At 61.8% G+C, this 16725-nt stretch carries 16 protein-coding genes and 1 tRNA gene; 7 read left to right on the forward strand and 10 right to left on the reverse strand.

Going from position 1 to position 16725, the window contains the following annotated elements:
* Positions 1 to 238: 238 nt before the first annotated feature.
* From L0U82_RS14995 to recA, 7 genes are all read right to left on the reverse strand, one after another.
* Positions 239 to 862, reverse strand: a complete 624-nt coding sequence (locus L0U82_RS14995) for a pilin (RefSeq protein WP_267929438.1) — start codon at positions 860 to 862, stop codon at positions 239 to 241.
* A gap of 192 nt (positions 863 to 1054) precedes the next feature.
* Complete coding sequence (locus tag L0U82_RS15000) at positions 1055 to 1759, reverse strand: TerC family protein (protein WP_233831965.1); 705 nt, start codon at positions 1757 to 1759, stop codon at positions 1055 to 1057.
* Between the two features lie 154 nt (positions 1760 to 1913).
* Positions 1914 to 2795: a succinate--CoA ligase subunit alpha gene (sucD, locus tag L0U82_RS15005; RefSeq protein WP_233831966.1), complete on the reverse strand. Its 882-nt coding sequence runs from the start codon at positions 2793 to 2795 to the stop codon at positions 1914 to 1916.
* 140 nt (positions 2796 to 2935) lie between these two features.
* Positions 2936 to 4105 carry an ADP-forming succinate--CoA ligase subunit beta gene (sucC, locus tag L0U82_RS15010; protein ID WP_233831967.1) on the reverse strand — a complete coding sequence of 390 codons (1170 nt, stop codon included), beginning with the start codon at positions 4103 to 4105 and terminating at the stop codon, positions 2936 to 2938.
* 55 nt (positions 4106 to 4160) lie between these two features.
* Complete coding sequence (locus L0U82_RS15015; RefSeq protein ID WP_233831968.1) at positions 4161 to 4835, reverse strand: DUF2889 domain-containing protein; 675 nt, start codon at positions 4833 to 4835, stop codon at positions 4161 to 4163.
* A gap of 137 nt (positions 4836 to 4972) precedes the next feature.
* Entirely contained in the window at positions 4973 to 5767 is a 795-nt protein-coding gene (recX, locus tag L0U82_RS15020; protein ID WP_233831969.1) for a recombination regulator RecX, read from the reverse strand.
* 7 nt (positions 5768 to 5774) lie between these two features.
* The gene (gene recA, locus L0U82_RS15025; RefSeq protein ID WP_233831971.1) at positions 5775 to 6854 is read right to left on the reverse strand and encodes a recombinase RecA; all 1080 of its coding nucleotides are present in this window, start codon (positions 6852 to 6854) and stop codon (positions 5775 to 5777) included.
* Positions 6855 to 7119: 265 nt separating this feature from the next.
* Between recA and L0U82_RS15030 the strand changes: the two genes are divergently transcribed.
* From L0U82_RS15030 to L0U82_RS15060, 7 genes are all read left to right on the forward strand, one after another.
* On the forward strand, positions 7120 to 7932 hold the full coding sequence (locus L0U82_RS15030) for a response regulator transcription factor (RefSeq protein WP_233831973.1): 813 nt from the start codon (positions 7120 to 7122) through the stop codon (positions 7930 to 7932).
* 9 nt (positions 7933 to 7941) lie between these two features.
* A complete protein-coding gene (locus L0U82_RS15035; RefSeq protein WP_233831974.1) occupies positions 7942 to 9480 on the forward strand; it encodes a sensor histidine kinase in 1539 nt (512 codons plus the stop codon).
* Between the two features lie 232 nt (positions 9481 to 9712).
* On the forward strand, positions 9713 to 11371 hold the full coding sequence (locus L0U82_RS15040) for an MFS transporter (protein WP_233831975.1): 1659 nt from the start codon (positions 9713 to 9715) through the stop codon (positions 11369 to 11371).
* Between the two features lie 86 nt (positions 11372 to 11457).
* Positions 11458 to 11534 (forward strand) — tRNA-Met (locus L0U82_RS15045).
* Between the two features lie 408 nt (positions 11535 to 11942).
* A complete protein-coding gene (locus L0U82_RS15050; RefSeq protein ID WP_233831976.1) occupies positions 11943 to 12605 on the forward strand; it encodes a PAAR domain-containing protein in 663 nt (220 codons plus the stop codon).
* Positions 12605 to 12922 (forward strand): hypothetical protein, encoded by a 318-nt coding sequence (locus L0U82_RS15055; protein WP_233831977.1) that lies wholly within the window; start codon positions 12605 to 12607, stop codon positions 12920 to 12922. The genes L0U82_RS15050 and L0U82_RS15055 overlap by 1 nt, the downstream gene beginning before the upstream one ends.
* 97 nt (positions 12923 to 13019) lie before the next feature.
* A complete protein-coding gene (locus L0U82_RS15060) occupies positions 13020 to 14102 on the forward strand; it encodes a type VI immunity family protein (RefSeq protein WP_233831978.1) in 1083 nt (360 codons plus the stop codon).
* Between the two features lie 412 nt (positions 14103 to 14514).
* On the opposite strand, the gene L0U82_RS15065 is transcribed toward L0U82_RS15060, so the two are convergent.
* From L0U82_RS15065 to L0U82_RS15080, 3 genes are all read right to left on the reverse strand, one after another.
* Entirely contained in the window at positions 14515 to 15240 is a 726-nt protein-coding gene (locus tag L0U82_RS15065) for an immunity 52 family protein (protein WP_233831979.1), read from the reverse strand.
* Positions 15241 to 15247: 7 nt separating this feature from the next.
* Positions 15248 to 15844 carry a restriction endonuclease fold toxin 5 domain-containing protein gene (locus L0U82_RS15070; protein WP_233831981.1) on the reverse strand — a complete coding sequence of 199 codons (597 nt, stop codon included), beginning with the start codon at positions 15842 to 15844 and terminating at the stop codon, positions 15248 to 15250.
* Positions 15845 to 16007: 163 nt separating this feature from the next.
* Positions 16008 to 16694: a hypothetical protein gene (locus L0U82_RS15080; protein ID WP_233831983.1), complete on the reverse strand. Its 687-nt coding sequence runs from the start codon at positions 16692 to 16694 to the stop codon at positions 16008 to 16010.
* Between the last annotated feature and the right edge of the window lie 31 nt (positions 16695 to 16725).

Below are 16725 nucleotides of genomic sequence, written 5' to 3' on the forward strand. Positions count from 1 at the left end.
GGCGCACTATACAAAAAATTCCTTACGCTGTGCGTCGGCCCGGCCGAAATAGACAGAAAATCAGCCTTTTACGTTGTGTTGCCGGCTGGTTCGTTGGCCACTCAGTCAGCTACTTAGTCGACGATCGATGCGCCCCTTGAGTCGTCCATTCATGCGCTCATTCGTTTGCCCATTCATTCGCGTTCGCCAGCACATTCGAAAGCTCTTTCGATACTCTTTCGCCGGCTGGCCGCTCTGCTTAGGATCGACACTCCGGTGGCGCCAGATTGCCCGCTAGCGTCGGCGCTTCGGTCGGCGACGGCCCGGCCCCCGGCGCCGGTAACGACGACGCTGCCTTGCCGCCCGCAAAACATTCCCATGTAAGCGCGCCGGTCTGCACCGAGTCCTTGTTCAACGCGACCCGCGTGGTCGGCGCCTCCGCGTTGTCCGGCACCGACGGCACCAGCGTCAGCGTGTTCTCGCCGGCCTGTGCGACGCGCGTCGTATAGGTGACGGTGATCTGCCCGGTGTCATCGTCGATATGAATGGACTCGACGTTGCGCGTCGCAGGCGGCGAAGCATAACCGCCGCCGAATGCATTGCCGCTCGCGGCGTTCTCGGCCACCGACAGCCGCGCGGAAGAAGCCAGCGATAAGCCCTCGCCCACCCGGCTGCGCGCCAGATAGTCCTGATACGCAGGGATCGCATAGGCGGCAATCACCCCAACGATTGCGAGCACGATCATCAGCTCGATCAGCGTGAAGCCGACGCCGCAACGGCGGCACGCACGCGCAAACCGCGCGCGCCAGTTCGCACGCCAGCGCGCGCAGCGCGACGAAGACGTCGCTTGAGAATAAGGGGAATAGGGCAAGGTGACGGTCATCGGCAGACTCCTGATACGAAAAACGCCTGCCCCACGGATCGGGAACAGGCGTTTCCATCGTAGCGAGCCCGGCTCGCGTCTTACAGTCAGCCAGATGGCCAATGTTGCATCGGCGCGGTGAGGGCGGCGCTTAGGCCGCATGCATCGGCCCGTGCTCGCGTTGCAACCAACTCGAGACTCAAAACTGGAGACTCAAAGCGCGGCGCGTCTCGCATTGCGCCGCTTCAGCAGATAACCGACGACCACGACGAACAGTGCACCCGCGATGCTCATCCCATATTCGGCGGCGGGCGTATCGAGGATCGGCCAACGGTCGCCGGCGGGGTCGTTGACCATCAGACCGCCCGCGATCCAGCCAAGCAGCGCCGCGCCGAGCAGCACGATGACCGGGAAGCGGTCGAGCAGCTTCAGAATCAGCTGGCTGCCCCACACGATCAGCGGAATGCTCACCACGAGTCCGAAGATCACGAGCGCCAACCGATGCTCCTGCTCCGCGCCCTCGGCCGCGCCGGCAATTGCGATCACGTTGTCGAGGCTCATCACCGCGTCCGCGACGATGATCGTCTTGATCGCCGAGATCAGCTTGTCGGCGGGCTTCACGTTCTCATGCACGTCGTGCGCGGGCGCGAGCAGACGCACGCCGATCCACAGCAACAGCAAGCCGCCGGTGAACTTCAGAAGCGGCACGTCGAGCAGCGCGACCGCGAACGCGATCAGCACGACGCGCAGCAGGATCGCGCCGGCTGTCCCCCATAGCACGCCGCGCACGCGCTGCGCGGGCGGCAGATTGCGGCACGCCAGCGCGATCACGACCGCGTTGTCGCCACCGAGCAGGATGTCGATCACGATGATCTGGAAGACCGCGCCCCAGTTGAGCGTCGTGAAAAATTCAAGCATGAGAAAACCGGAAGAAAGCTGACGCGTGGACACGAACGCGGACGAAAAAAAGCGGGGGAGTCTGCACTCCCCCGCTTTTCGGGACCGCCCGCTCACGAAAGGACTTCGTAAGCGTATCAAAACCGCGCCGCTACGGCACGCGAATTTCTTCGATTTACAGCATCGCCTTCAGAAGACGCGCCATTTCCGACGGGTTCTTCGTGACCTTGATACCGCATGCGTCCATGATTTCCAGCTTCGCTTCAGCGGTGTCAGCACCGCCCGAGATCAGCGCGCCGGCATGGCCCATGCGCTTGCCCGGAGGCGCCGTGACGCCAGCGATGAAGCCAACCACCGGCTTCTTCATGTTGTCCTTGATCCAGTGCGCGGCGTTCGCTTCGTCCGGACCGCCGATCTCGCCGATCATGATGACGGCGTCCGTTTCCGGATCGTCGTTGAACATCTTCATCACGTCGATGTGCTTCAGACCGTTGATCGGATCGCCACCGATACCGACTGCCGACGACTGGCCGAGGCCGATCGCGGTCAGCTGGCCGACTGCTTCATACGTCAGCGTGCCCGAACGCGACACGACGCCGATGCGGCCCTTGCGGTGGATGTGACCCGGCATGATGCCGATCTTCAGTTCGTCCGGCGTGATCGTGCCCGGGCAGTTCGGTCCGAGCAGCAGTGTCTTGCGGTTTTCCGCGCGCATGCGAGCCTTGAGCTCGATCATGTCGCGGACGGGAATGCCTTCCGTGATACAGATCGCGAGATCCAGATCGGCTTCGACTGCTTCCCAGATCGCAGCTGCAGCACCTGCCGGCGGAACGTAAATCACCGACACGGTCGCGCCCGTCTCAGCCTTGGCTTCAGCGACGCTCGCGTAGATGGGAATGCCTTCGAAATCTTCGCCGGCCTTCTTCGGGTTCACGCCCGCGACGTACGCTTCGCGGCCGTTTGCGTATTCACGGCAAGCACGCGTGTGGAACTGACCGGTCTTGCCGGTGATGCCCTGCGTGATGACCTTGGTGTCTTTGTTAATCAGAATCGACATGTATTGACCTCTGTTCGTTTGGCGTCGCGCGGTAGCGCCATTCGGCGCGATGTTTCACGCCTGTGTCGCTTGCGCGCCGCCACTCGTCAACTTGGCAAATGCGCTGGTAAATGCGCCTGTAAATCCGCTGGAGCTTTGGCTTACGCCTTGCCCGAAGCAGCCGCGACGACCTTCTGAGCCGCTTCTTCCATGCTGTCCGCCGAGATGATCGGCAGACCGGATTCGGCGAGCATCTTCTTGCCCAGGTCTTCGTTCGTGCCCTTCATGCGGACCACGAGCGGCACCTTCAGCGACACGGCCTTCGACGCCGCGATCACGCCTTCCGCGATCACGTCGCAGCGCATGATGCCGCCGAAGATGTTGACCAGGATCGCGGTCAGGTTCGGGTTCTTCAGCATGATCTTGAACGCTTCGGTGACCTTCTCGGTCGTAGCTCCTCCGCCGACGTCGAGGAAGTTCGCCGGTTCGCCGCCGAACAGCTTGATGGTGTCCATCGTTGCCATTGCGAGGCCAGCGCCGTTCACGAGGCAGCCGATGTTGCCGTCGAGAGAGATGTACGCGAGATCGAACTTCGACGCTTCGATTTCAGCCGGATCTTCTTCGTCCAGATCGCGGTAAGCGACGATTTCCGGGTGACGGAACAGCGCGTTCGAGTCGAAGTTGAACTTCGCGTCGAGTGCGATGACCTTGCCGTCGCCGGTCAGGATCAGCGGGTTGATTTCGGCGAGCGACGCGTCGGTTTCCCAGAACGCCTTGTACAGACCTTGCAGGATCGCGCGAGCTTGCGGCAGCGAAGCGGCGGGCACGCCGATCTTCGTTGCAAGCTCGTCGGCTTCGGAATCCTTCAGGCCGGTCGACGGGTCGACAGCGATCTTGTGGATCAGCTCGGGCGTCTTTTCCGCGACTTCTTCGACGTCCATGCCGCCTTCGCTCGATGCCATCACGACGATCTTCTGCGACACGCGGTCGATCACCAGGCCGACATACAGTTCCTTCTTGATGTCAGCGCCTTCTTCGATCAGCAGGCGATTCACCTTCTGGCCTTCCGGGCCGGTCTGGTGCGTGACGAGTTGCATGCCGAGGATCTGGTTCGAGTATTCACGAACCTGTTCCAGCGACTTGGCAACCTTCACGCCGCCGCCCTTGCCACGGCCACCCGCGTGGATCTGAGCCTTCACGACCCAAACCGGGCCGCCGAGCTCTTCCGCGGCCTTGACCGCATCATCCACCGAGAAGACCGGCTTGCCGCGCGGTACCGCGACGCCGAATTTCCGCAGGATTTCCTTACCCTGGTACTCGTGAATCTTCATGCGTGATTCCCTTCAGTCTGAGAGTTGGATTGAACTTCGTTTCCGTTGCCGCCGTTCAGGCCGACACGTTGCCGCTTTCTTCGCGGCTCGCCGCGTCGTCCGCCGCAGCCGCGCGCTCCACCGAATGCGGTGCGTGGCCATACCAGCGCGGATAAAACTGTTTCACCGCCTCGCCGTCGAAACGCAGCGCGTGGCAGCGTCCCAACTGGAATGGCGGTTTGTCGTTGGAATGTTCGCCCGTGCCGTTCGACGATCTGTCTGCGGAACCCGCGTTCTCGCCTGGCGTGCTGTCATTGGTGTTCCATACCTCGCCGGCGAACGCCTGGATCGCGGCGGTCGGCAGGATTGCGCACAACTCGGTGAGATGCGTGCAACCGGCCGTACCGGCCAGCAAACGGGCGGCATCGCGACGGAAGTTGTGGAACAGATTGAGCCCGATGAGGGCACGGTAGGCGGGATTGCTGGCCTGGCACAACCCTGGATAGGGCACCCAGTCGGACGACGCCTCGGCGTCGACGACATTGAGCTTGCGATCGATGGTGATGCGAAGCCAGAGTTCATGGATCGGCTGACCATTGGGCCGGACACCCGACGCAAGCGCTACATCGCGCGGCTTTTCGTCGGTGAGGCACGCTTCCACATCCCACAGGCCGTCGGCTCGCTCGTAAGCTTCCGCTCTGATTGCGCGACGATGGCGCAACTGACGGGATACTGGCGGGGAAAGCGACATGCGGGAAGGAAAGGCCGGATTGGAAAACTTATGGATTTTAGCATAACGGGTATTCGGGATACCCCGCAATGCGCAAGGCCGGCCGCTGGCTCGGGGCGCGGGGTTGCCGCCCGCGCAGCCGCGCCGGTACCGCCGCGCTAATCGCCGCTGTCCATCTCGTCGATACCTTTGAGGATCTTGCCGATCGTCGCGCCGGAAAAACCGCGCGACGCGAGAAAGCGCGCCTGCTTCGCACGCTCGGCCGGCGTTTGCGGAAGCTCGCCGAACTTCTTGCGCCACACAGCCAGCGCGCGCGTGAGTTCGGTGTCGCGTAATTGCGCGGTGGCCTCTTCGACCAGCGCCGGGTTCAGCGCGTGCTGTTTCAGTTCACCGAGGATGCGGCTCGTACCGAGCCGTGAAGCGCGCCGGTGAATCAGACTTTCCGCGAAGCGTGAATCGGAGAGCCAGTTCTCGGCTTCCAGTGAGTCGAGCACCGTGTCGAGCGAATCGGTTTCCTCGACATAAGGTTGGAGCTTGCGCGCGAGTTCGGCGCGGCTGTATTCGCGTCGCGACAGATAACCGAGCGCGCGCCCTTTTAGCGAGCGCGCTGGACGCTGGGATTTTCTGCTGTCGTCTTCGTCGGACTGCCCCGGCTTAGCTTCGCCGGGTTGGCGGCGCGAACGGGTGTAGGTGACTTCGGCAGCAGCTTCGGAACTGGTGTCGGGAAACCCCGCGCCAGATGATGATGAGGAAGGTGATGCGGAGGATTCGGATCGTGTACGCCGCGAGCCTCGGCCCGCGGCGCGATCGTGTGCGTCGAATGATTCGAACGGATCGAATGGATCGCCAGCGGATGAGGCATCGCGATCGGACGCTCCACCCGCTGTGTCGCGCGGGCCGTCCGGATAGCGTCCGGAGTTGGAACCAGACAGCGGCCGGCCTTTGCGTATCACGTGATGCTTACTCTTCTTCGCCCGCGATTTCTTCAGCGTCTGCGCCGGCCACGGCATCTGCCATCGCGGTGACGCCCAGCGATTCGCGGATGCGGTTTTCGATTTCACGAGCGATGTCCGGATTTTCGCGCAGGAATTCACGCGCGTTGTCCTTGCCCTGACCGATCCGCTCGCCGCTGTAGCTGTACCAGGCGCCAGCCTTGTCGACGATCTTCGCCTGCACGCCGAGATCGATGATTTCGCCCTGACGCGAAATACCCTCGCCGTACAGGATGTCGAAAATCGCTTCGCGGAACGGCGGCGACACCTTGTTCTTGACGACCTTCACGCGCGTTTCGTTGCCGATCACTTCGTCGTTCTTCTTGATCGAACCGATGCGGCGAATATCCAGACGCACCGACGCGTAGAACTTCAGCGCATTACCGCCCGTGGTGGTTTCCGGATTGCCGAACATCACGCCGATCTTCATACGGATCTGGTTGATGAAGATCACGAGGCAGTTCGTGCGCTTGATCGTGCCAGTGAGCTTACGCAGCGCCTGCGACATCAGACGTGCCTGCAGACCCGGCAGCGAGTCGCCCATTTCGCCTTCGATTTCGGCCTTCGGCACCAGCGCCGCGACCGAGTCGATCACGATCATGTCGATCGAGCCCGAACGCACCAGCGCGTCGGCGATTTCGAGCGCCTGTTCGCCGGTGTCCGGCTGCGAGACCAGCAGATCGGAGACGTTCACGCCGAGCTTGCCCGCGTATTGGATGTCGAGCGCGTGTTCCGCGTCGATAAACGCCGCGGTGCCGCCGAGCTTCTGCATTTCGGCGATGACCTGCAGCGTCAGCGTGGTTTTACCGGACGATTCCGGACCGTAGATTTCGACCACGCGGCCACGCGGTAGACCGCCGACGCCCAGTGCGATGTCGAGGCCGAGCGAGCCGGTCGACACAACCTGAATGTCTTCGACTGCCTCACCTGCGCCGAGCCGCATGACCGACCCTTTGCCGAACTGCTTTTCGATCTGCGCGAGCGCGGCGGCAAGTGCCTTGCTCTTTTCAGCAGTCAGTCCAGCCGAGCCTTTCTTGCTTTCTTCCATGAATCGTCCTTTGCTATGATGAACGGCGTCTGAGGCAGGTGTGCGCCCGGGTTTCAGCCGGTTGTGGCATGTTCCCGAGGCTATTCGAGTGAACAGCACACGAAACGCAGACACTGTATAAAAAAACAGTAGTTTTGGCAAGCACGATTGTTATGCGAACACGCATTTTTACTGTCGCGCCGCCCAACTACCCATAAATGATTTCGGAGACCGCTGCGCGCCCGGGGCGAACCCCACGGTGCCGGCAAAGCCAGGCTGGCGCATCATGCGAATTCTGATTGCCGAAGACGACAGCATACTCGCGGACGGTCTGGTTCGATCACTCCGCCAATCGGCCTATGCGGTCGATCACGTGAAAAGCGGCGTGGAAGCCGATACCGCGTTGTCAATGCAGACGTTCGACCTATTGATCCTCGATCTGGGCCTGCCGCGCATGTCCGGACTCGAAGTGCTGCGCCGCCTGCGCGCGCGCAATTCGAACCTGCCCGTGCTGATCCTGACCGCCGCCGATAGCGTCGACGAACGCGTCAAGGGGCTCGACCTCGGCGCCGACGATTACATGGCCAAACCCTTCGCGCTCAACGAACTCGAAGCGCGCGTGCGCGCGCTGACCCGGCGCGGCGCGGGCGGCGGTCCGACGGTGGTGCGGCACGGCTCGCTGACGTTCGATCAGATCGGCCGGATCGCCTACGTGAACGACCAGGTGATCGATCTGTCGGCGCGCGAACTCGGCCTGCTCGAAGTGCTGCTGCAGCGGATCGGCCGGCTGGTGTCGAAGGAACAGCTCGTCGATCACCTGTGCGAATGGGGCGAGGAAGTCAGCAACAACGCAATCGAAGTCTACGTGCACCGGCTGCGCAAGAAGATCGAGCCGAGCGGGGTGCGCATCATTACCGTGCGCGGCCTTGGCTACTGCCTCGAAAAAGCGGCGCCGCCGGCGAATGCGAGTTCCGCGGCGAACACCGGCGCGCCCTCGCCCGGCGCCGAGCCGCCGCAGCCACCCCCGCCAACCCAACCGGCCCAACCGTCCGCCGCGCCGTCCTCCGGCACGATGCCGGCGAGCCATCACTATAAGTAGAGGGCCGCGATGTCCGCACGCGCTGATCGCGCCACGGCGCACGCGGCGGACCTCGACGAGGCGCGCGACGCGCGCTACGCCAATCCGTTCGCTCCGCCCGACGAGACCGAAGCCGCCGCCGAGGCGCGTCCGCGCTCGCTGTTCGGCGAAATTCTCGACTGGATGCTCGCGCCGCTGCTGCTGCTGTGGCCGATGAGTCTCGCGGTCACCTATCTGGTCGCGAAATCGATCGCGAACAGCCCGTTCGATCGCGCGCTCGAAACCGATGCCTACGTGCTCGCGCGCCAGATCCATCCGGTCAATGGCGTCGCGGAGCTGTCGCTGCCCGAATCCACGCGCGACTTCCTGCGCGCCGACAACGTCGACAGCGTGTTCTTTCAGGTGCTCGGCACGCGCGGCGAACTCGTCGCCGGCGAGCGCGACATGCCGCTGCCGCACGAGGAAGACCGTCCGCAAGCTGGCATCGTCGAATTTCGCGATGACGTGCTGCGCGGCAACGACATCCGCGTCGCCTACACGACCGTCGAGTTTCCGCAGACGCCGGGCGCGCAGCCGGTGCTCGTGCAGGTCGCCGAAACGCTCGACAAACGCAGCCAGCTCGCCAACGACATCATCAAGGGCGTGATCCTGCCGCAGTTCGTGATCCTGCCGCTCGCGATCCTGCTGGTGTGGTTCGGGCTGTCGCGCGGGCTCGCGCCGCTGCATGCGCTGCAGGCGCATATCCGCGCGCGCCGCCCGGATGATTTATCGCCGCTCGAAGCACAGCGCGCGCCGCCCGAAATCGAGCCGCTCGTGACCTCGTTTAACGACCTGCTCACGCGCCTCGAACAGAATATGGAGCTGCAGAAGCGCTTTATCGCGGACGCCGCGCATCAGATGAAAACGCCGCTCGCCGGCCTGCGCACCCAGGCCGAGCTGGCGTTGCGTCAGAACGCGTCGGCGGAGGTGCATCGCTCGCTCGAACAGATCGCGACGAGTTCCGAGCAGGCGGCGCGGCTCGTCACGCAGTTGCTCGCGCTTGCGCGCGCGGAGAACCGGCGCTCCGGACAGATCTTCACGCCGGTCGAGCTCGGCGAGCTGGCACGTAGCGCGGTGCGCGAATGGGTGCAGCCAGCGCTCGCGAAGCAGATGGACCTCGGCTACGAGGCGCCCGACGAGCCGGTTGAAGTCGCCGGCAATCCGGTGATGCTGCGCGAAATGCTATCGAACCTGATCGACAACGCGATCCGCTACACACCGGCGGGCGGGCGCATCACCGTGCGGGTCCGGCACGACGCGGCCGCGCGCCTCGTGCACCTGGAAGTCGAGGACACCGGGCTCGGCATTCCCGCGGCCGAACGCTCGCGCGTGGTCGAGCGCTTCTACCGGATTCTCGGCCGCGAGGGCGACGGCAGCGGCCTCGGACTTGCGATCGTCCGCGAGATCACCGCGATGCACGGCGGCGAGCTGACGATCGACGATAACGTCTATCAGGACTCGCCACGGCTGGCGGGAACGCTCGTGCGTGTCAGCTTGCATCTGCTGGAACGGGGGCGGGACTTACCCTAACGGGCGCCGAACGTCAGCCACGCCCAGCGCGTGATTTTGAGATACTTCCACGCATGTTGCGAGAAATTCCGCGCACGTTGCCCGGAATTGGATGCTGATTCACCGGCTTACCGGACTACCCTACCTCCCCTCGCCACGTCAGAACGACGTAAGTTTCCACTCCAATAATCGGTTGCACGGAAACGCCCGAGCCGGCGATTCCGCCTGCATATCAAATATTTGGAGACGACATATGGCTACCGTTGGCGGGCACATCTCGCCCGTGCCGATGACGCGCGATGAGAAGCGGGTGATCTTCGCATCGTCGCTGGGTACGGTGTTCGAGTGGTACGACTTTTATCTGGCCGGCTCGCTGGCGGCCTTCATCAGCAAGAGCTTCTTCTCCGGCGTCAATCCGACCGCCGGCTTCATCTTCACGCTGCTCAGCTTTGCAGCGGGCTTCGCGGTGCGGCCATTCGGCGCGATCGTGTTCGGGCGGCTCGGCGACATGGTCGGGCGCAAGTACACGTTCCTCGTCACAATCATCATCATGGGCCTGTCGACGTTCCTCGTCGGCTTCCTGCCCGGCTATGCGGCGATCGGCATTGCGTCGCCGGTGATCTTCATCGCGATGCGGCTGCTGCAAGGTCTCGCGCTCGGCGGCGAGTACGGCGGCGCCGCGACCTACGTGGCCGAACACGCGCCGGCTGGCCGCCGCGGCTTCTACACCGCGTGGATCCAGACCACCGCGACGCTCGGCCTGTTCCTGTCGCTGCTCGTGATTCTCGGCGTGCGCACGCTGATGGGCGAGGATTCGTTCGGTGCGTGGGGCTGGCGCATTCCGTTCATCGTGTCGATCCTGCTGCTTGCCGTTTCGGTGTGGATCCGTCTGCAACTGCATGAGTCGCCGGTGTTCGAGCGCATCAAGGCCGAGGGCAAGACCTCGAAGGCGCCGCTCTCCGAAGCGTTCGGCCAGTGGAAGAACCTGAAGGTCGTGATTCTGGCGCTGCTCGGCCTGACCGCCGGCCAGGCCGTCGTGTGGTACACGGGCCAGTTCTACACGCTGTTCTTCCTCACGCAGACGCTGAAGGTCGACGGCACCAGCGCGAACATCATGATCGCGCTCGCACTGCTGATCGGCACGCCGTTCTTCCTGTTCTTCGGCTCGCTGTCGGATCGTATCGGCCGCAAGCCGATCATCATGGCCGGTCTGCTGATCGCCGCGGTGACGTACTTCCCGCTCTTCAAGGCGCTCACGCATTACACGAACCCGGCGCTCGAAGCGGCGACCGCGAAGTCGCCGATCGTCGTGATCGCCGATCCGTCGGAGTGCTCGTTCCAGTTCAACCCGGTGGGTACGGCGAAGTTCACGACCTCGTGCGACATCGCGAAGGGCGCACTGTCGCGAGCCGGTCTGAACTATGACAACGTCGCGGCGCCGGCCGGCACGATCGCGCAGATCCGGGTCGGCGACGTCGTCGTCAACACGTTCGACGGACGCGCCGCCGATGCGAAGGACCAAACCAAGGTATTCGAGAAGACGCTCGCCAGCACGCTGAAGGCCGCCGGCTATCCACCGAAGGCCGATCCGGCGCAGATCAACTGGCCGATGAGCATCGTGGTGCTGACGATCCTCGTGATCTACGTGACGATGGTCTACGGACCGATCGCCGCGATGCTGGTCGAGATGTTCCCGACGCGGATCCGCTATACGTCGATGTCGCTGCCGTATCACATCGGCAATGGCTGGTTCGGCGGCTTCCTGCCGGCGACCGCGTTCGCGATCGTCGCGGCGAAGGGCAACATCTACTCGGGGCTGTGGTATCCGATCGTGATCGCGGTCATCACTTTCGTGATCGGCATGCTGTTCGTGCGGGAGACCAAGGACTCGGATATCTACGCGCAGGACTGATGTCCGGGCAAGCTGGCATACGTTGAAAAAGATGGCGGCCGGGGGTTGACATCCTCCGGCCCCGTCAGCATAATCTCGCTTCTTTCGGCGAATTAGCTCAGTCGGTTAGAGCGACGGAATCATAATCCGCAGGTCCGGGGTTCGAGTCCCTGATTCGCCACCAGTTTCAAGGAAAAGCCGCTGTCCCACAAGGACAGCGGCTTTTTTGCTTTGTGCGTCGGTGAGCCATCTTGCACAAACTGCCGCGTCTCTACTGCAACCGCCTAGGCGTCTACCTGCGCCTTATCCGCAATGGGCGGGAGATGAAACGGTCCTTACGCACAAAGGACTATCAACGGGCTAAGCGCTGGGCTCTTGCCTTCAATCTGGAACTGGCCTTGAACAAGCCCAAAGCGCCCAACCTCGCCGATTTCGATCTCTCCGAGGCCGCCCGCCAGTTTGATGTTGTGCGTTGGCAGCCCCCAAAAAACCAAACCAGGCGGTCTTTTAACGGCGGCGCTCGCTCCGCTCGCGCAGCGCTTTCCTCATACCTATGTAAAGTGATGCAAATCCCGAACTCCAAGGGAGTCTCATGCGTCGGAATTACTTGCTTCAAGGTGATAAATCGTCTGTTGGCGGCGTAGTCATAGAAGGCATAGACGGCATGTCCAACGATGGCAGATTGTTGGCGTTCATCGGGGCTGCGGTTTCGTGCCCCGCCTGCAATACAACCGGCCACATTGTCGCAGCCGGCCCACGCTGGCCGGGTAATTTGATGGGAAAAGAGGCCGCGCTCGATGGCGATCTTTGCGCCTGTCATTGCTCGCCGCAACCGACCATGGTCGCGTCAAACGCGAGTATGGGTCAATCGTTCGAGACGGGCGAACTGGCTGCAATGGGCTGCCATCCGGACGGCTCGCTGATCGCTGTCGCCGCGGGGCTTGCGGGCGCGGGGGCGTTGGCGGCCTCCCAAGCTTCTGGCCCGTCCTCCGGCGCTGGCGTAGCCGACGCCAGCCCCCAAACACCGCTTGGGGACGCCCAGCCGTTCGAATACCACGCCAGCCAGAGCGGCAGCGCAGTCCAGACCGAAGCCGCCCGAGGAGTCAGTGAGGAAGACGAGGCCGAGTGCCACGCGCAATACGAACGAGACATGGAAGAGTGTTCGTTTTACAAAGGCGTGATGGGCGGTCAGCGCCGGATGGACATGTGCTCCCAAAAGGCCTTTCAACGTTATCAACAGTGCAGAGGATACTAATGTCGAAAACCCAACCGAAACGAAGCCTCGTCATTCGCTGGGACGACGAGACGCAGGCGTTCAAAATCTGCTCTGTCGAAGCAACGAAGGTTCAGGACGTGGCAGACCAGGCGTTCAACATCGAACTGCCGGTCGAAGCGTTCGGCGGCGTGGTGACCAATGAGATCGCGGGTCGAATCGGAGTCGCCATGGTGAATCAGTTGTCGATGACCAACCCGGACCTCAAAGCGCTCAACAAGACGACCGAGTCCGGTGATGAACCGCCGCCGGATTCGGGGGAGGCGGGCGAGAAAAAGTCATTGTGGAAGCGGAAATAGGTCGTGAGAGACCCTGGCATGCGTTAGCGGCTGGGGGCTTCGCGGCTTGCCGCCGCCACCTCCGCCCATTCCCGTGCCCTGAGCAAACGACACCCAAATGGACAACGATTTCTTGCGGTGGGCCAAAGAGAACCAGTGGAAAGCCCTTGTCCCCAACGCGCTGTTGGAGCCGCGCCATTCGCACGAAGGCATCGGCGCGGCGCTCGTCGTTCGGGCTGTTCTGTATTTCGAGAAAGCCTATGAGCCGTCTGTCCGCCTCGCGCTGGCTGATTGCCTCGATGAGTATCTGGCGGCCTCGGGCGACGTCTTGACCTTCGTGTGGCACAACGGCAAAGCTTCGCAGCCGTTCAAGCGCGCCAAACCGATGCGCGAGTTCGCGGCCTCGCTCAAAGAGAACGACCGATTCGATTTCTACTTCATGAGCGGCGAGCAGGCGAGCGACGCGGGGTTTTACGGCTTCCACACTTTCGGCATGCGGGCGTGGGAGCAAAAGATGGGCACTCGCGGCGTCGACGTCGTCGAGTTCTCCTGGCCCATGCTCGCGGTCCAGGAGAACCCGGACGCGTTCGCGCGGTTGTTCTTCAACGCCGCCCAGCGGCTAAACGCGATCCACGGCCACGCCGGGCACGGTGTCAACCTGTCGCCCACCGCGCGGCAAGAGAATGAAGCGACCGAGTATTGGATCAGCCAAATGATGCCCGGGCTCGATGTCGGGCCGGTCATCGACAACGCCGCACGTGGCCTCAAAGGGCAAATCAAAACGGTGGGCTGGCTGACCGCGATCGAGAAGGCGATGTTCGACAAAGTGGGCGGCGTGCGCGAATTGCGCGCTGAATTGCCCCCTTCGTGGTTCAGCCTGAACGACTACGGTGCTGGCGTGATCATTCGCGCGGGAGTGGAGCCGGACTCGGGCCGCGCGGCAAGCGAGGGCGAACGGCCATCACCACCGCCCGCTTATGTTGTGCTCGATCATGCGTTGCGCCCGATCCGCACGACGAGTCTCGACGTCTTGCAACAAGGGACGATCAATGGCGACGCGCCGGTCTACAACACGGTCGCGTCGACGAACGCGTGGCTTCGCCGTTTTGAGGTGGACGAGAACGGGCTGCTCGCAGCCAAGGCCGCTCTGCTCGACACTCCGCCGCTCACGCCCGCAAAAGCGTTGCCGAACCCGCGCTGACCGTCCTGCCTGGCAGGACGACATCCTTAGCCAAGGCAGAGCGAACCCTTGCGTCACGAGCAGCCGGCCGTTGGAAAGAGACACGCATTTGGCCAACCCGACGATCATTGCGCGCCGCCAGGCCGGGCCAAGGCGTGACAGACGAAAGGTTTCTGCAGATGGCCGGAGAGAATCGATCGAAAGCCCTCATCGCCAATGCGCTGTTGGAGCCGCGCTACGCGCACGACGGGATTGGCGCAGCGGTTGCCGTTTCTCGCACGAAAACGTGAAAGCGAGTGGCGATACACAGCTTTTGCTCATCTGGAAGGCAGAAACCGGCTACTCGGAAAATGTGTCCCGCCGACTCGGGCAGTATCTGGACAAACGTGAAATCACCGACGAACGCAAGGAGTCGTTCGTCGGCGCACCGTGCTTAAAGTTCCGCATAGGACGGCAATAGATCCTGATCAACCAGACGGATTTCGATACGGTTTGCGACCTCGACATGTTCCGTGTTGTCGACCGAAAACACCGCATCGGTAACGCTGACGATGATTGTGCCGGTCTGCTCCCTGCCGGGACCTGGAACCGGAATCAACGCACGCGCTTCAGGAACCTGCTGCACGGTGACGACTTTAGGCAGATACAGCATCCAGCCAACACCGGGTTTGTCGTCGAACACCCGCTTCTCAAAATATTCCGCCGGAGACACTTCCGCATAGATGGGGTTGAACTCATCTGCAACGCAGCTTGTGTATTGGGTGAACGCATCGAAATCGATCAACGCATGTTCGCCTGTTAACGATACGGCGAGTGAATTCAATTCACCCGATGGGCCAATGTGGCAGGTCATGCTGCCGCCCATTTCTGATCCTTCGGGGTGGGCCCAGATCCCAACATACGTTTGATCGGGCGAATTTCGAAACGACTCTTTTAAAACCGCGATTGCGGCGGTTGACGCGGCATCGGCATCAAAGGCGCGATAGAGCCTGGCTTCCTTCTGCGTTTGGCCTTTTAGATACCACTCGTCTTTCCGGAGTTCGGGCTGTCGCTCGCCGATTATTTCAATGATCTTACCCAGCCGGAACAGAACCGATTCGAAATCGATCGGCGACAATGCGGTGTCGCGAAACTGCGTGTTGATTTCCATCGTCGACATGTGTGCCTCAAGGAACGACCACAGACTGAATACCCCATTGAGTTAGAAGCCGGAGCATTTTTGCACGCGTCTTCGGCCCTTGAAAATACCATGTCAGGCCTGTCGGCGGATCGTTACGAACGGCTCTGCCATGTCTCACAATCGTGGATTCCATTCCATCAAAGCCAGAAAACGACGAAGCGGCCCAAGGCATATCAAGGAATTGATCGTAGTTACCCTTCGCCTCTTGAAGCATGCATCGCGCAGCGATGAAGCCGTCGAAATCAATTGTCTTCCACTCCCATTCCTCGCTCCATCCTTCCTTTACGCTATACGGCCACCCCGTGATGCGGCCTTGATATTCGCGCGCTGCCGCGGTCATGTGATGGATGGCCTGCTTGGCTCTCCCCGTTTCCTCAGGTGGACATTTCTTGCAACGCTCGCCCGTCTTCGGCACTGCGCGCACAGCGGGTGTTGCCTTGCTGTCGTTCTTCGCGGTATCGCCGGACAGACTAGCTGTCCCGGCTGCCGTCGCTCCGCCCAACAAGACGGCTCCCACTCGCGCCAATACGGGCCCAAGTTCCGTTGCCGCTCCCTCGATTGCCGGCACTAGCAGTCCCGCCATGTGTCTATCCTCCTTTGAATTCCGGATGCTCGATGTGCCAACAGACGACACTCAGATAGTCGTGAAACCGTAAGTCGGCTGGACGGCCGAGCCCGGTCAGCCAGTTATGCGTCGCAAAAATGCCGCGATATTCTCATCCGTCGAAATGCTGCGCTGTTCGCCCTTAAATATTGCAAAAAACAACAGCAGGATCAACGCCATCGCTTCCAGCAAACAACCCTTTCAGAAGCTTCGTCGCAGCGCTAAACGGACGTTCCGTAAGACCCAGCAGATGCTCACCCCATAATGTCATTCCAAGGTGGCCTGCCGCGAATTCGTAATCTTTAGAGCGCCATGCCGACAACGGCGCGGCAACATGACATGACCTGCAGCGTAGAGGTGAATGGGAGTCCGGATCCTCGCACCAGACATTCAGAGCATCATCCAGCCCTTCACTTCCCTCTGCCCCAATCTCGACAGCAACGTTGCAAGATGGGCAATTCACTCGAAAGCCGCCTTCAAAATTCATGAACAAACCGTAATTGCGAGAGTGAGCAATCAGTTCTGGGCGACCATCTGCACCAATCTGCCAGGCGTGGCCCGTCACATCGATTTCAATAGCCTTGATACGTGTAAATTCCGGGCTATGTGAATTAACTTTTCGCTCGGGAGAACCCCAGCCTTCAAGGTCATCCAGACCTCGAAAGTCATCGCGTAACGGAAAAGCGAACCCACGCAGCGACAAATCATCACGCAGTTCGGGACGGATAACGCCGCCGTCGACAAGGCGCTCATAGAGCTTAAGTGCGCTCTTTGGGGCGTCTTCGCGAGAAACGTCCGTATCAACCAGCGAAGTATTGTAGTCACCCATGATCGCCTTCCGGAAAGTTTTGCATAGTCCT

Source organism: Paraburkholderia sp. ZP32-5 (genome assembly GCF_021390495.1).
In the GTDB taxonomy this organism is placed as follows: Bacteria; Pseudomonadota; Gammaproteobacteria; order Burkholderiales; family Burkholderiaceae; genus Paraburkholderia.

What these genes read in the sequence shown, in the direction of transcription:
- sucD (WP_233831966.1), bottom strand. Translation starts at nt 2,795, where the DNA reads ATGTCGATTCTGATTAACAAAGACACCAAGGTCATCACGCAGGGCATC.
- L0U82_RS15030 (WP_233831973.1), top strand. Translation starts at nt 7,120, where the DNA reads ATGCGAATTCTGATTGCCGAAGACGACAGCATACTCGCGGACGGTCTG.
- L0U82_RS15060 (WP_233831978.1), top strand. Translation starts at nt 13,020, where the DNA reads ATGGACAACGATTTCTTGCGGTGGGCCAAAGAGAACCAGTGGAAAGCC.
- L0U82_RS15035 (WP_233831974.1), top strand. Translation starts at nt 7,942, where the DNA reads ATGTCCGCACGCGCTGATCGCGCCACGGCGCACGCGGCGGACCTCGAC.
- L0U82_RS15015 (WP_233831968.1), bottom strand. Translation starts at nt 4,835, where the DNA reads ATGTCGCTTTCCCCGCCAGTATCCCGTCAGTTGCGCCATCGTCGCGCA.
- L0U82_RS15040 (WP_233831975.1), top strand. Translation starts at nt 9,713, where the DNA reads ATGGCTACCGTTGGCGGGCACATCTCGCCCGTGCCGATGACGCGCGAT.
- L0U82_RS15000 (WP_233831965.1), bottom strand. Translation starts at nt 1,759, where the DNA reads ATGCTTGAATTTTTCACGACGCTCAACTGGGGCGCGGTCTTCCAGATC.
- L0U82_RS15050 (WP_233831976.1), top strand. Translation starts at nt 11,943, where the DNA reads ATGCGTCGGAATTACTTGCTTCAAGGTGATAAATCGTCTGTTGGCGGC.
- L0U82_RS14995 (WP_267929438.1), bottom strand. Translation starts at nt 862, where the DNA reads ATGACCGTCACCTTGCCCTATTCCCCTTATTCTCAAGCGACGTCTTCG.
- L0U82_RS15055 (WP_233831977.1), top strand. Translation starts at nt 12,605, where the DNA reads ATGTCGAAAACCCAACCGAAACGAAGCCTCGTCATTCGCTGGGACGAC.
- recA (WP_233831971.1), bottom strand. Translation starts at nt 6,854, where the DNA reads ATGGAAGAAAGCAAGAAAGGCTCGGCTGGACTGACTGCTGAAAAGAGC.
- sucC (WP_233831967.1), bottom strand. Translation starts at nt 4,105, where the DNA reads ATGAAGATTCACGAGTACCAGGGTAAGGAAATCCTGCGGAAATTCGGC.
- L0U82_RS15080 (WP_233831983.1), bottom strand. Translation starts at nt 16,694, where the DNA reads ATGGGTGACTACAATACTTCGCTGGTTGATACGGACGTTTCTCGCGAA.
- L0U82_RS15070 (WP_233831981.1), bottom strand. Translation starts at nt 15,844, where the DNA reads ATGGCGGGACTGCTAGTGCCGGCAATCGAGGGAGCGGCAACGGAACTT.
- L0U82_RS15065 (WP_233831979.1), bottom strand. Translation starts at nt 15,240, where the DNA reads ATGTCGACGATGGAAATCAACACGCAGTTTCGCGACACCGCATTGTCG.